Origin of the sequence: Pararhizobium sp. (assembly GCF_965279435.1) — a bacterium.
Lineage (GTDB): Bacteria > Pseudomonadota > Alphaproteobacteria > Rhizobiales > Rhizobiaceae > Pararhizobium.
In genome coordinates this window covers 714,218-727,470 of record NZ_CBDIHY010000002.1, presented here as the reverse complement: position 1 = coordinate 727,470, position 13,253 = coordinate 714,218, and the positions used below count along the sequence as shown (strand labels likewise).

Genomic DNA, 13,253 nt, shown 5'->3' with positions numbered 1-13,253 from the left:
GATGACCACACCCATCTCGCTCAAACTCCAAACGTCCGTCCCTTCCTCGGGCTTCAGGGAAGCCATCGGCCTCTTGTGGCGCGACAAGGTGGCGACGCTATCGGCAATCCTGCTTCTGATCGTGCTCGCCTGCGTGCTGTTCGGCCCCTGGCTGCTGGCCGACAAGGCGCGTGCGGTCAACCTGATGGCGCGCAATGCCCCGCCGTTCTCGATCGACAAGGGATGGATGTTCTTTCTCGGGGCCGATGCACTGGGCAGAAGCCTTTTGGCCCGCATCATCGTCGCCAGCCAGAACACCATGGTGATCGCCGCCAGCGCCGTCTGTCTGTCGATGGTCATCGGCGGCCTGTTCGGGCTGATCGCCGGCTACAAGGGCGGCTGGGTCAGTGCCCTCTTGTTGCGGCTTGCCGATGCGATCATGAGTTTTCCGTCGATGCTGCTCGCGGTGATCGTGCTGTTCGTCTTCGATCCGGGCGTCACCAACGTCATCTTCGTCCTGGCCATCTCCCGCATCCCTATTTTCCTGCGCACCGTTCGTGCGGAAGTGCTGGAAATCAAGGAGCGAATGTTCGTAACGGCAGCCCGCGCAATGGGGGCAAGGACCGACCGCATTCTTCTCCGGCATATAGCGCCAATGGTGTTGCCGACGGTGATCAATCTGGCGGCGCTTGAAATCGCCTTCGTGATGCTGGTCGAATCGGGCCTGAGTTTCCTGGGCATCGGTATCCAGCCACCGGAAGTCACCTGGGGGTTGATGGTCGCCGATGGCCGCAACTATCTGGGCTCAGCCTGGTGGCTGGCCTTCTGGCCGGGCGTCGCCATCATGCTGGTGACCATGGCACTCAACCTTCTTTCCAACTGGCTCCGCGTCGTGACCGATCCGGTCGAACGCTGGCGCCTCCAGACCACGGTGGGCAGACATGACTGATCAGCCACTTCTCGACATCCGCAACCTGAGCATCGATTTCCCGAGCCGCGGCGGCGTGGTTCACGCCGTCAACGATGTCAGTTGGTCGGTCAATCCGGGTGAAACGCTGGCAATCTTGGGCGAAAGCGGATCCGGAAAGAGCGTCAGCGCTTCGGCGGTGCTCGACCTGGTGGATGCACCACCGGCGGTGATTTCCAGCGGGCAGATCCTCTATCGCGGCCAGGACCTTCTGAAGAAGCCGCGTGCGGAACGGCGCCAGATCAATGGCAAGAACATTTCGATGATCTTCCAGGATCCGCTGGCAGCGCTCAACCCGGTCTATCCCGTCGGATGGCAGATTGCCGAAACATTGCGGGTCCACGGCGTCGATAGGAAGACGGCTTACGCCCGTGTCATCGATCTGCTCCGCAAGGTCGGCATCGACGATCCGGAGCGGCGCGCGCAGCAATATCCGCATCAGTTTTCCGGCGGGCAGCGGCAACGCATCATGATCGCGTCGGCGATCGCGCTGGAGCCGGACCTTTTGATCGCCGACGAGCCGACCAGCGCGCTTGACGTCACCGTCCAGGCGCAGGTGCTTCGTCTTCTCAAATCCCTGCAGGCCGAAAGCGGCATGGGCATGGTGCTGATCACCCACGATCTCGGCGTCGTCGAACAGGTCGCGGATCGCGTCGTGGTGATGCAGAACGGGCGCGTCGTCGAAAGCGGTACGGCAGCCGCCATCATGAACGCGCCGGAGCATCCTTATACACGCAAGCTTCTGGACGCGATGCCGGGCCGCCGTGGTTTCGATCCGCAGGCTGGGCTAACGGACAGAACTGCCCGTCCGCTTCTGGAAGTGGACCGGGTTTCGCGTATCTATGGTGTTCTTCCCAGCAAGGTGCTGGATGTGGCTCCCAACGCGGTGCGGGCGGTCGATGATGCAAGCTTTGTGCTGCATAGCGGTGAAACGCTGGGTATCGTCGGCGAATCCGGATCGGGAAAATCGACGTTGGCGCGCATGCTTCTGGGGCTCGACCAGCCGACCGTCGGGACCATCCGGTTTGACGGCAAGGATCTCAATGCCATGTCGGCGGCCGAGACCTTCAAGGTGCGGCGGCGGATGCAGTTTGTCTTTCAGGATCCGACCGCGTCGCTCAATCCCCGCATGACCATCGGCCAGATCGTCTCCGAGCCCTGGGCGATCCATTCCGACGTCCTGCCGAAAAACCAGTGGCGCGGCCGCGTCATCGAACTTCTGGAACGCGTCGGCATGAAGGCGGATCATATCGACCGGCATCCGCATCAGTTTTCCGGCGGCCAGCGCCAGCGCATCGCCATTGCCCGCGCCCTGGCACTGCAGCCGGAGGTCATCGTCTGCGATGAAGCGGTGTCGGCGCTCGATGTGTCCATTCAGGCGCAGGTCATTGATCTCCTGAAAACACTGCGGCGTGATTTCGGGCTGTCCTATATCTTCATCGCCCATGACCTGGCGCTTGTCAGGGATTTCGCCACCTCGGTGATCGTCATGTATCGCGGCCAGATCGTCGAGCAGGGGCCGACCCTCAGCGTCTATACCAACCCGCAGCACGACTACACCAAGCGGCTGTTGTCCGCGAGCGTGGTCCATGTCCCTGATGCAGCCTGAGCTGGAATGACAGAGGATCCTCAGCGTCTGCCCCTTGAACCGGCGTCGCTGACGGCGCTGTTTCTCGTCTGCCTGAAGATCGGCTTATTGAGTTTTGGTGGCGGCCTATCGGGTTGGCTGTACCGCGAGTTCGTCGAGCGGCACAGGTGGATCGATGCGGATGATTTTGCCAGCAGCCTGGCGATTTCACAGATGCTGCCGGGTGCCAATGTCATCAATCTCGTCGTCTGCATGGGCGAGCAGCTGCGCGGACCCGCAGGGGCGTTCGCCGGCGCCTTCGGCTTTCTCGTCGGTCCTTTTTTCGCCGTCATCGGCCTCAGCGCCATCATCGATCGCATCACCGACGCCGGCCCCTTGCAGGCGGCGCTGGCGGGCGTAGCCGCAGCCGCCACAGGTCTTCTCGTCGTCATCGGCTGGCACGGTCTGCGCCGCGCGTCCCGGCATCTGTCCGGTTTGGTTGTGGTGGCCGTAGTCGCGGTGACTGTGGGGCTGTTGAAGTGGCCACTCCTGGCGGTGGTCGCCTGCGTCGCCCCTGTTAGCGTCGCCTTGCGCTGGAAACGGAAGGGCGGCCCGGATGCGGGATGATCCTTTGATCGGCCTGATCATGGTCTTCGTGCCGTTTTCACTGATTTCGATCGGCGGCGGCGCCAGCATCATCTCCGGTATGGAAAACCAGGTGGTGACGGCGCGTGGCTGGCTGAGTTCACGGGAATTTCTGGAGCTGTTCGCAATTTCGCGGGCGGCACCCGGCCCCGGCGTCATGCTTGCGACCCTCGTTGGCTGGAAGGTGGCCGGTTGGGCGGGCGCAATCATTGCCTCGCTCGCCCTGTTCGTGCCGTCGTCACTACTCTGCTACGGCGTCTTCCGGTGGTCGAACGCCCATCGCGAAAAGCGCTGGCACCGGGCTGTGCGGGAAGGCCTGGCACCGGTAGGAACCGGATTGATCATCGCCGGGGTGATTTCCATCTTCGGTTTGATGGCAACCTGGGTGGCAGTGGCAATAGCGTTTGCAGCAGCCGGCACTCTCGTTTTTTCCCCTCGTGTCCCGACGCTCGCCATAATCCTGCTCGGTGGGTTCGTATCGCTCATGATCTATAAATTCTGAGCGGCGCAGTGGACCCTGCCATATCAGGGTACATGATCCCTCTGCACGTAACGATGATTTTTTTGCCGGCATGAAGTCCAGCTTCATGGCATCACTGGATCCACAGATGTGGGCAGGCGGCGACCGCAGCACCTGCCCTTCCCTCGTGCAGCTTCGCAGCTGGGCGGTGGTTCGGGTACGAGAAGACGCCCCTTCTCGAGAGGCGACGGGTTTCAAATCAGCGGACGACGCCTGTGGCGGCTATTTGCGCACGAGACTGAAGGAAAAATGGCTGCCGCGGTGATAGTCGATCGCGTAGATGACGGGTATGCCGACAGCATTGAAACAGGTTTCGGTGATCAGCAGGGCAGGGCCGAAATCCCGAAGGTCGTTGCGTTCCACCACATCGTCCGGAAGCATCACGGCGGTCACGGCTGCAGCCGACATGCGCGGCCGCTGCTTGTGCTGTTCAAGCAGCGACAAAAGCGAACCACTCCAGTCTATATCATAGAGGCGCGCAGGCACGATGCTGCGCGGCACGTAATCGAGACAGTACATGATCGGCGTATCGTTCTCCAGCCGAAGACGCTCAATGCGGATGACGCGCTCGCCGGCATCAAGGCGCAATTGCTGGGCAATGGTCGCGTCGGGCGCTTCTTCGGAGATCGACAGAACCTTGTTCTGAGGCTTGTAGCCATAATGGCGCGCCATGTCGGTGACGCTTTCGAATACGGTGATAGGGCGAACGACCTGGACCGCAGAAATCGCCGATATGAAGCGGCCGCGCCCGTGCTCGACATAAATAATATCATCCTGCTCGAGCAGCTTTAGGGCTTCGCGCAAGGCCGGGCGCGAAATCTTGAAGCGGGCAGTCAGTTGCGCTTCTGTCGGCAGCTTGTCACCGGGCTGAAGATCTTCGTCCCGGATCAGATCGGCAATGCGATCGCGAAGCTGGATGACCAGGGTGCGCGTATCGCGAATGGGTTCGTCCAAGGCATTCCTCACGTGTTCAAAAGATTTCCATCTCCTTGTCTGACAAATACGCAAAGGTCAAGCACGGGCCACGGGGCATGCAAGCGACCGTTGGAAAGGCACTTTACGCATCGTCAGACAAAGAAGCTGGTGGGGCGCTTGACAGCAGGAAATCAGGATGTCAGTTGTCTTACAACATTGTCAAGCTTGACAAGGTGCAGAGGCGATCACGGGCAGCCATGATCATGACAACAGAGAGTTTTCCATGCTGAATTTTGACGAAGAGAGATTCCTGCGCATCCAGTCCGGCGCCGCCAGCCTTGCAAAGCGCTTCGATGATGTGATCTCGGGCTGCCTGGCTGCCGGTGCCGACAATGTCTTCTTCCTGGGAACCGGGGGGGCTGCCATCCTCATGCAACCAGCTTACCAGTTGTTGCAGCGCAAATCGCGCTTCCCGTCCTTTATCGACCTGACCGCCGAACTCCTCATCACCGGCTCAGTCAATCTCACGAAGAAATCCATTGTTGTCATGCCGTCATTGTCCGGCACGACCACGGAGAGCGTTGCTCTGCTGGCAAAGATCAAGCAAACCGGAGCGACTGTGCTCACCCTTGTCGGCCATGAAGAAACGCCTCTCGGCAAGGGCGGCGACCATGTATTCGTGAATTTTGCCGCAGACGATACGTCGTGTGAATCCTTTTATCTTCAGTCGCTGTTCATCGCTCTGTCGATCATGAATCACCACGGCGAGATCGCCAGTCACCAGCAGATCGTCGCAGAGTTGCAGACCCTTCCCAAGCTCTTGCTTGACGTGAAGCGCGCCTATGAAGACAAGGCGGAAGGGTTTGCCAAGGTCCTCGCTGCCTCTGACTATCATATCGTTACCGGCGCGGGAAACGTCTGGCCGGAAGCCTTCTATTACGGCATGTGTATTCTTGAAGAGATGCAGTGGATCCGGACACGTCCGGTCCACGCCTCCGATTTCTTTCACGGCACGCTCGAACTGGTCGAGAAGGGGGTAAGCGTCATCCTGTTCAAGGGTGAGGATGAGTGCCGTCCGGTTGCCGATCGTGTGGAAAGTTTCGCGCCGAGCTACACCGACAAGCTGACGGTACTGGATACCGCCGGCTTTGAACTGCCGGGCATCTCGCAAGAGGTGCGTGGTCTGATCTCGCCAATCCTGCTGGCAACGGCGCTTGAGCGCATCAGCGCCCATCTCGAAGTCCTGCGTAATCATCCGCTCACCACGCGACGTTACTATAAGCGGGTTGCCTACTAAGTCGCCATCGGCATGATGACAAATCGGTAGCACCCGGACGTCTTTGAGATTGTCGGGTGCTGCCATTCGGGCCGCGACAGTCGCAACGACAGTCGCGGCGCTTTCGTTGTGAAAGAGCATTCGAGGTCCCATGTCCCGTCTCCGCTTCGCCGCCGTTGGCGATAATTGCGTCGATCGTTTCCAGCCGCCTGTCGGGCAATCGCTTATCGGCGGCAATGCCATCAATGTCGCCGTCCAGCTCGCGCTGCTCGGCCATGAAACCTATTATTTCGGCGCTGTTGGCCGCGATGCGGATGGCGAGCGTACCCGCGATTTGCTCGTCTCGAAGGGCGTGCGCGTCGATTACCTGCAGGTGCTGCCGGGCGAAACCGCCTATACGAATATCGACATTACCGAGAACGGCGACCGCATCTTCGCTTTCGAGGAGTTTGGCGTGTGCGCAGACTACATACCGAGCGAGGCGGATTTCGCGGCTCTCATCGGCATGGACCATGTGCACGTTGGCTGGATAGCCGATGGCGGCCTCGTCCGTCGCAGGGTTGCCGGTACCGGCGCCAGCGTCTCGCAGGATCTCTCTGTCAACAACGACCCCATCCATCTTGGTGTCGAAGGGCTTCGGATCGCCTTCGGTTCAGCCGGCGAGGATCGCCAGAAGGCAGAAGCGATGATGCAAGGATATATTGCAAACGGCGCCAAGCTCGCGGTTGTCACGCGCGGAGGTGAAGGATCGGCGGTGTTGGCGGGCAGGGAACATGCCGAGACCGGCATCACACCCGTCGATGTCATCGATACGACGGGAGCAGGCGACAGCTTCATTGCCGGTTTCCTGCATGCTTACGTTTCTGGCGGAAACCTCCAAGCCAGCCTCGCCTCGGGCCGCCAATGCGCCGCGCGGACATGCGGCCATTTCGGCGGTTTTCCGCAGGAACCGCAATCACTCTGAGGCATGGCGCGATGCATTCAAAAAAGGGACCGGCGGAGCACTGCCAGTCCCTTTTTCGTATCAGCTGATCAGTGCAGGATCTGGCTTAGGAAAAGCCGGCTGCGTTCATTCTGCGGGTTGTCGAAGAATTCGGTGGGGGGAGCCTCTTCCACCACGCGGCCTTGATCCATGAAGATCACCCGGTCGGCGACCTGGCGGGCAAAGCCCATCTCATGGGTAACGCAGATCATCGTCATACCCTCTTGGGCAAGCGACACCATCGTATCCAGCACTTCCTTGACCATCTCCGGATCGAGTGCTGAGGTCGGTTCGTCAAACAGCATGACCCTGGGGCTCATGCAGAGCGCACGGGCGATTGCGACACGCTGTTGTTGACCACCGGACAGCTGTCCCGGAAATTTATCGGCCTGCTCGGGAATGCGCACCCGCTCGAGGAAATGCATGGCGATTTCGGTTGCCTTGGGCTTACTCAGCTTGCGTACCCATACGGGTGCAAGAATGCAGTTTTGCAGAACGGTCAGATGCGGAAAGAGATTGAAGTGCTGAAACACCATGCCGACTTCGCGGCGCACCTCTTTGATGTTTTCTTCGTCTTCGTTCAACACAATGCCACCGACAGTGATGGTGCCCTCTTGGTGCACCTCAAGCCGATTGATACAGCGGATCAACGTGGATTTTCCCGAACCGGAGGGGCCGCAGATCACGATCCGTTCCTTCTTGGCGATCTCCAGGTTGATGTCTGCGAGCGCATGGTACGATCCGTACCATTTGTTCACTCCAGACAACGCGATCTCGATCTCGGGTTTGGATGGTTGCAGCATGGAAATTCCTCCGCTTATTTTAGGACCAGCCAGCCTGAGGCGATGATAATCGCAGCGCCGGCGAGTGTGTGGATTTCGACCGGTGCGCCAAATACCAGTGCGCCGTACAGGCATCCCCAAATGATCTGGCTATATTGAAAGGGTGCAACGACCGACGCTTCACCGGTGCGGAAAGCGCGCACCAAAAGCGCGTGGCCGCGGAAGAGCATCAGACCGGCCGCAATCACGAGGACGATATCGCCCATTGCAACAGCTGCGAAACCACCGCCGGCAAGCGTAACCCCGAACGAGAGCAGGCCTAGAACCACGAGCAGGGTCGCCACCAGCGCCGTGTCGGACTCATTCGTTTGCGTTCGGCGCAAAAGCACCAGCGAAAATGCAAACAGCAGAGCCGAACCGATTGCGGCTGCATGTCCGATGTTCATCGGTGCGATGCCGGGTTTCAATGCGACGATCACGCCGGAAAAGGCAAGGAATACGCCGATCCAGGCCACCCGCGACAGCCGCTCGCCGAGCAGGGCAAAGGAAAGGACGGCGACGAGCACCGGTGACAGGAAAGCCAGCACATAGGCCTCTGCCAAGGGAAGCGCGGCGAAGGCATAGTGGATCAGCAGCGTATCGGCGGCGAGCAGTGCTGCACGCACCAAGGCCAGAGCGGGATAACGTGGCCAAAGCGCCTGCCCGGGCCCGGTGACCATTGCGGTTCCCACGACAAAGATGAACGCTGCGGCAGTGACCATGAATGTCACCTGCGGAACCGCAAACCGCTCGGTCAGGAGCTTTACAATAACATCTGTTCCGGAAAACAAGGCGAACGCACATAAGACGATTGCCGCCGCCTGCATGTTCGCCCGCGTCGGGCTTATTCCGGCAGTCAGGACAGTCGGATCAGCGGGCATTGAAACGGCCGAAATGCGCCTCGATGCGCGACTGCAGAAATTCAAGGCCCATCGACAGCACCCAGTAGATCATCGAGGCCGTGATCAGCATTTCGATATGCCGAAACTCCGTCTGACCCTGAGTGCGGGCGAGATACATAATTTCCCAGACGCCAACGACGGATACCAGCGATGAGTCCTTCAGCATCGCGATGAACTGATTGCCGGTCGGCGGGACAATCACCCGCATTGCCTGCGGTAGAATGACGAGGAACATCGTCTGATTGGGGCTGAGGCCCAGCGCGGTCGCGCCTTCTGTCTGGCCCCGCGAGATGCTCTCGATACCGGCGCGGAAAATCTCCGTCATATAGGCGCCGTAGCATAGCGACAACGCCAGGATGCCTGCGGGAACTGCGCTGATAACATAGCCGACCTGCGGCAGACCGAGATAGATAATGTAGATCTGCATCAGAAGCGGCAGGCCGCGGAACAAGGACGTGTAGAAAGTGGCAAGACCGTAGACCACACCGTTCTTCGAGAGTTTTGCCATGGCGCCCGCCAGAGCGATGACGGTGGCAATCGCAATCGAGATGGCAGAAATGTAGAGCGTTGTGACAACCCCTTGCGAGATCATGAAACCGATCTTGCGGGCGATGAAGGAGAGGGAGAGGTCGAACGAGTAGAAGAACAGCATCAGCAGGACGAACAACTCGATCCAGACCGTCACGATCTGTTGCCGGCGCGGCAAAAGCTGGAGCAGTTTCCAGTTGAATGCGATGATCAGGGCAATGGCAATTGCTGAGAGCGCGCGCCCCAGCTGCTTGTTGTCCTTGAGCCAGTCGATGGCCGGTGGAAAGAGCTTGCCGATCCAGGCGGAGCTTATTCCAAGCGCATAAAGTGCTGCTGCAACCAGCGCAAAAATAATCAGCACCCCGATGCGGCGGGCTGCCGTGGGATAGTCGAGTATCAGTCTTCCAAGCATCGGTTTCCCCGCCGTGTTTGATCAGGCCGCGCGCTCGCGCCACCAGTCCTGCGCCTGCAATTTCCAATAGGTGAGTTGTGCCGTCGCAAGGCCCGCGATACCGCCCGCCCAGACAAGGCCGAACGGTTTGAAGAGCTTGTAGCGCTCCGATTGACCAAGAATGCCTTCTGCAACGACCTTGCCGCCAATGGCCGTGGTGTTGAGGCCGTGACCACCGAACGCCGTGCAGTGCCACACACCAGGCTGCATTTCCCCGATCTGGGGCATGAGATGGCGGGCATAGGACATGAGACCGGACCAGGCCAGTTCGGTTTTCAGGTCTTTCAGCTGCGGATAGGTGGTGGTCATCTCGCGGCGCAGTTCGCCCGCAAGTGCCGCGGGGGAGGCCGCCCGGGTGGTGATGCGGCCACCCCAAAGAATACGTTTTCCGTCCTCAACGAGCCGGTAATAATCGCCCGCGCGGCGGTTATCGCCGATTGCGTCACGGGTCACGATCGCTTCGCGTATGAGGTCCGGTGCTTCTTCCGTCAGCATGACGTAGGTGGCGATGGGCAGGTAAGCGCGATCGAGCTTGCCGACCAATGAAGACGTATAGCCGCCTGTCGTGAAGACGATCTGACGGGCGGTGACCTGTCCATCGCGGCATGAAACGAGTTTTTGCGCGCCAGCGAGAGTGCAGCGCAATACCTGTGAATTCTCGTAGATGTGGCCACCCAGCCGTTCGATCTCCGCTGCCAGCGCACGCAGATAGTTCAGCGGGTGCATATGAAACGCTTTCGGATCGCGGAGAGCCTGGAAATAGCGGTTCGACTTCAGGCGGTTGCGAACGGCATCTACGCCCAGAAACTCAAGCTCGTAGCCATAGTCTCTGCGCATATGCTCGGCGTGGGCTTTCAAATTCGCGCCATCATCGTAGCGTGTCACGCTCATGATCCCGGCCTGGGTTTTGGCATCAGCGACGCCCAGCTCCCGGATCGTGTCACGGATGAAATCAACCCCTTCTATCGAAAGGTGGTGAAGCTTGCGGGCCGCATCGGGTCCCGCAGCACGAGCGATGGCGTCGTTGCCTGTCGCAAAACCGGGGCTGACGAAGCCCCCGTTCCGGCCCGAGGCTCCAAAGCCGACGCTACTGGCTTCGAGAACGACGACAGCGTGGCCAGCGCGGGCAAGCTGAAGAGCGGTCGTTAAGCCAGCGAGGCCACCGCCGATGATGACCGTGTCGCAATCGACGGAGCTCGAAAGCGTTGGGCGCTCGACGGCGTTCGCCAATGTGCGGCGATAATAGGTGTCTGGATAGGTCATGTGAGGCTCATCTGGCGAGGAGATGCCGGGCCATAAGCCCGGCATTGTTGAAAAGGTCAGTCGGCGCTGTAATCCTTGCCATACCATTTGGTCGTCAGGGCGGAGAGCGTGCCGTCCTTTTTCATGTCGGCGATGAAACCACCGATCTTGGCAGTCCATTCCGGATCGGTCTTTTCGCCGATGACAACCAGCGGCTCGCGGAAGGCATAGCCGTCATCGAGAATGCGCAAAGGATAGCCATTCTTGATCGCATTCTTGGCGGTCTGCTCAGGCGCGATGACCGCATCCAGACGCACACCGTCGCCGAGACGCAGGTCGTCGAAAGGCAGCATCGAATCGGCAAATGTGCGGATTTCGCCCGGTTCCAGCTTGTATTCGATCGGCGGCAAGCCGGGTGCGTCGATTTCCAGCTGGCGGCGGACGAAATCTTCAGATGTCGTCGCCGTCTCGACGCCGATGACCTTGCCCTTCAGATCGCCCACCGTCTTCGCGGCGCTGTCTTTGTGAACCACATAGACGTACGGGCTGTAGTAATAGATACCCGCAAAGTCGATGACCTGCGCACGCGCCTTGGTCGGAGTGACGGAACCGACGCCAATATCGTAACGCCCCTGCCAACGTCCGCCGGTCAATGTCGCCCAGTCCGGCGTCTGAAAGCTCACCTCGACGCCAAGTCGCTTGGCGATCTCCCGGGATACGTCGATATCGAAACCAACCATTTCATTGTTGTCATCGAGAAAACTCTGCGGCGGCCAGCTGCTGTTGGTCGCGACAACCATCGCTTTGTTTTCCATCACGCGGTCAAGCGTTTCGCCCGCAAAGGCAGAGTTTGCGGCAGCCAGCAGCGCAGTACCGGCAATAAGCTTCGTGAGAAAATTCATGGTGCCTCCCAGCATGTTCAGCGACATTTTGTAAGATGTCAGACAACCTTTATTGGGCGTACTTGCGCTTATGTCAATGAACGCATTCTCCAGACTTGATGAGAAATAACGATAAGAATGTGCGAGGGGGTCACAATGTAAGCAGCGCAGCAATTTGTGCGCCGCACGAAGGAGTGCCCTCGCAGCGTTAACGAGGCGGCAATTGCGGTGGCGATTCAAATCCCCCAAGTACAGCAGGGATTTGATAGTGCGAACCCAGGTTAAACTACGTGGCGCAGACCAATCTTCCGCAAAATTCTCCCGCCGGGCGCCCGTCGAGAGCGGGAGGGCCGCACCTTACGCTTACGCACGGTATGCTCAAGGCTGCAAACAGGTGATAAAAACTTCTCCCTTGACAATACACAACTCTATTTGGCAAATGTCACTGCCGGCATGAAAGTGTTGGTGGCTGCGGGGTGGGGTCTGGAGGATCTGCCTGAAGCTTGTCATGTGCAGCCTTCCGATAGGTGTTGTCGGGGTGCTGTAGTGGAGGTCTGCGGCTTGCCAAAAGTGGAGGAGTTTGCCTTGCAGTTTCGCGTTGATCGCCAATTGGGCTTTCTGGCCACCGTCAATGTTGCCGTTATGGTCGGTGGCGGCGTTCTCGTGGGGGCAAGTTTCCTCGATATCTATAATCTTCAGTCCATGGCTTCCCAGGTTCCGGAACTTGGTCTTCTGGCGCTCGGCGTCATGCTGGCGATGATCTCGGGCAATGGCGGCATCGACCTTTCGGGTATCGCCCTCGCCAATCTTTCGGGTGTCTTTGCCTATATCGTTGTTCGTGATCACGTTTCTGCGGACGATGCGCCGCTGTTGTTCAGCTGGGCTTTCGCCGGTGTGGCGCTGCTGGTCGGGCTTGCCGGGGGCATGCTCAACGGCCTGCTGGTGGCGCGTGCCGGGCTCACGCCGATCATTGCAACGCTCGGCACGCAGCTGTTTTTCACTGGTCTTGCGGTCGCTTTGACCAATGGCTCTGCGGTCAGCCTTGGTTATGTCGAGCCGCTCGACAACTTCGGCAACACGCCGATGCTGGGCGTGCCACAGTGTTTCGCCCTTTTCCTTATCGTCGCCCTCGTTCTCGGCGTTGTCCTGCGTTTCAGCCCATTCGGCCTGCGCCTGCTGCTCTTGGGAAGCAACGCCAAGGCGGCGCGTTTTGCAGGCGTTCCGGAAAAGCGCATTCTGTTTCTGACCTACACGGCCTGCGGCCTGCTTGCGTCCATAGCCGGCATCGTCATCGCCGCGCGGACATCCAGCGTGAAGTGGGATTACGGCAGCTCCTATGTTCTCATTGCCATTCTGATCGCAGTCATGGCCGGTGTCCGTCCGGAAGGCGGCTATGGCCGGGTGACCTGTGTTGTCCTGTCGGCCACGGCCCTGCAGATGCTCTCGAGCCTCTTCAATTTCATGGACATCTCCAATTTCTTCCGCGACCTCGCTTGGGGTGTCCTGCTTCTCGCCTTTCTCGCCCAATCGGGGTTTGACCCGAAAGCCTGGTTCAAAGCCTTGCGCGGCTGACCCAC

General features: G+C 59.5%; 13 protein-coding genes. 7 read left to right on the top strand and 6 right to left on the bottom strand.

The features are described 5' to 3' along the window. Window position 1 precedes the first annotated feature (1 nt). Genes ACQY8Q_RS04865 through ACQY8Q_RS04850 form a run of 4 tightly spaced genes read left to right on the top strand, consistent with a single transcriptional unit; the run spans window position 2 to window position 3,660 of the window. Entirely contained in the window at window positions 2–928 is a 927-nt protein-coding gene (locus ACQY8Q_RS04865; RefSeq protein WP_428425204.1) for an ABC transporter permease, read from the top strand. Then, complete coding sequence (locus tag ACQY8Q_RS04860; RefSeq protein WP_428425202.1) at window positions 921–2,555, top strand: ABC transporter ATP-binding protein; 1,635 nt, start codon at window positions 921–923, stop codon at window positions 2,553–2,555. The genes ACQY8Q_RS04865 and ACQY8Q_RS04860 overlap by 8 nt, the downstream gene beginning before the upstream one ends. A gap of 6 nt (window positions 2,556–2,561) precedes the next feature. Further along, window positions 2,562–3,140: a chromate transporter gene (locus ACQY8Q_RS04855; RefSeq protein WP_428425200.1), complete on the top strand. Its 579-nt coding sequence runs from the start codon at window positions 2,562–2,564 to the stop codon at window positions 3,138–3,140. Beyond that, window positions 3,130–3,660 (top strand): chromate transporter, encoded by a 531-nt coding sequence (locus ACQY8Q_RS04850; RefSeq protein WP_428425198.1) that lies wholly within the window; start codon window positions 3,130–3,132, stop codon window positions 3,658–3,660. Before ACQY8Q_RS04855 ends, ACQY8Q_RS04850 begins: the two co-directional genes overlap by 11 nt. Window positions 3,661–3,900: 240 nt before the next feature. On the opposite strand, the gene ACQY8Q_RS04845 is transcribed toward ACQY8Q_RS04850, so the two are convergent. Then, the gene (locus ACQY8Q_RS04845) at window positions 3,901–4,632 is read right to left on the bottom strand and encodes a GntR family transcriptional regulator (RefSeq protein ID WP_428425196.1); all 732 of its coding nucleotides are present in this window, start codon (window positions 4,630–4,632) and stop codon (window positions 3,901–3,903) included. Between the two features lie 244 nt (window positions 4,633–4,876). Between ACQY8Q_RS04845 and ACQY8Q_RS04840 the strand changes: the two genes are divergently transcribed. Next, window positions 4,877–5,890, top strand: a complete 1,014-nt coding sequence (locus ACQY8Q_RS04840) for an SIS domain-containing protein (RefSeq protein ID WP_428425194.1) — start codon at window positions 4,877–4,879, stop codon at window positions 5,888–5,890. 130 nt (window positions 5,891–6,020) lie between these two features. Beyond that, entirely contained in the window at window positions 6,021–6,833 is an 813-nt protein-coding gene (locus tag ACQY8Q_RS04835; protein ID WP_428425192.1) for a PfkB family carbohydrate kinase, read from the top strand. Window positions 6,834–6,901: 68 nt separating this feature from the next. On the opposite strand, the gene ACQY8Q_RS04830 is transcribed toward ACQY8Q_RS04835, so the two are convergent. From ACQY8Q_RS04830 to ACQY8Q_RS04810, 5 genes are read right to left on the bottom strand one after another with little or no spacing between them, the layout of a single operon-like run. After that, on the bottom strand, window positions 6,902–7,654 hold the full coding sequence (locus ACQY8Q_RS04830) for an amino acid ABC transporter ATP-binding protein (RefSeq protein ID WP_428425190.1): 753 nt from the start codon (window positions 7,652–7,654) through the stop codon (window positions 6,902–6,904). A gap of 14 nt (window positions 7,655–7,668) precedes the next feature. After that, a complete protein-coding gene (locus ACQY8Q_RS04825; protein ID WP_428425566.1) occupies window positions 7,669–8,499 on the bottom strand; it encodes a DMT family transporter in 831 nt (276 codons plus the stop codon). A 43-nt stretch (window positions 8,500–8,542) separates the two neighbouring features. Beyond that, window positions 8,543–9,514 carry an amino acid ABC transporter permease gene (locus ACQY8Q_RS04820; protein WP_428425188.1) on the bottom strand — a complete coding sequence of 324 codons (972 nt, stop codon included), beginning with the start codon at window positions 9,512–9,514 and terminating at the stop codon, window positions 8,543–8,545. Between the two features lie 21 nt (window positions 9,515–9,535). Further along, window positions 9,536–10,816 carry an NAD(P)/FAD-dependent oxidoreductase gene (locus ACQY8Q_RS04815; protein ID WP_428425186.1) on the bottom strand — a complete coding sequence of 427 codons (1,281 nt, stop codon included), beginning with the start codon at window positions 10,814–10,816 and terminating at the stop codon, window positions 9,536–9,538. Between the two features lie 56 nt (window positions 10,817–10,872). Then, window positions 10,873–11,697, bottom strand: a complete 825-nt coding sequence (locus ACQY8Q_RS04810) for a transporter substrate-binding domain-containing protein (RefSeq protein ID WP_428425184.1) — start codon at window positions 11,695–11,697, stop codon at window positions 10,873–10,875. Window positions 11,698–12,318: 621 nt separating this feature from the next. Here ACQY8Q_RS04810 and ACQY8Q_RS04805 point away from each other — a divergent pair. Next, window positions 12,319–13,248, top strand: coding sequence for an ABC transporter permease (locus ACQY8Q_RS04805; protein ID WP_428425564.1), 930 nt, complete (start codon window positions 12,319–12,321; stop codon window positions 13,246–13,248). Window positions 13,249–13,253 lie beyond the last annotated feature (5 nt).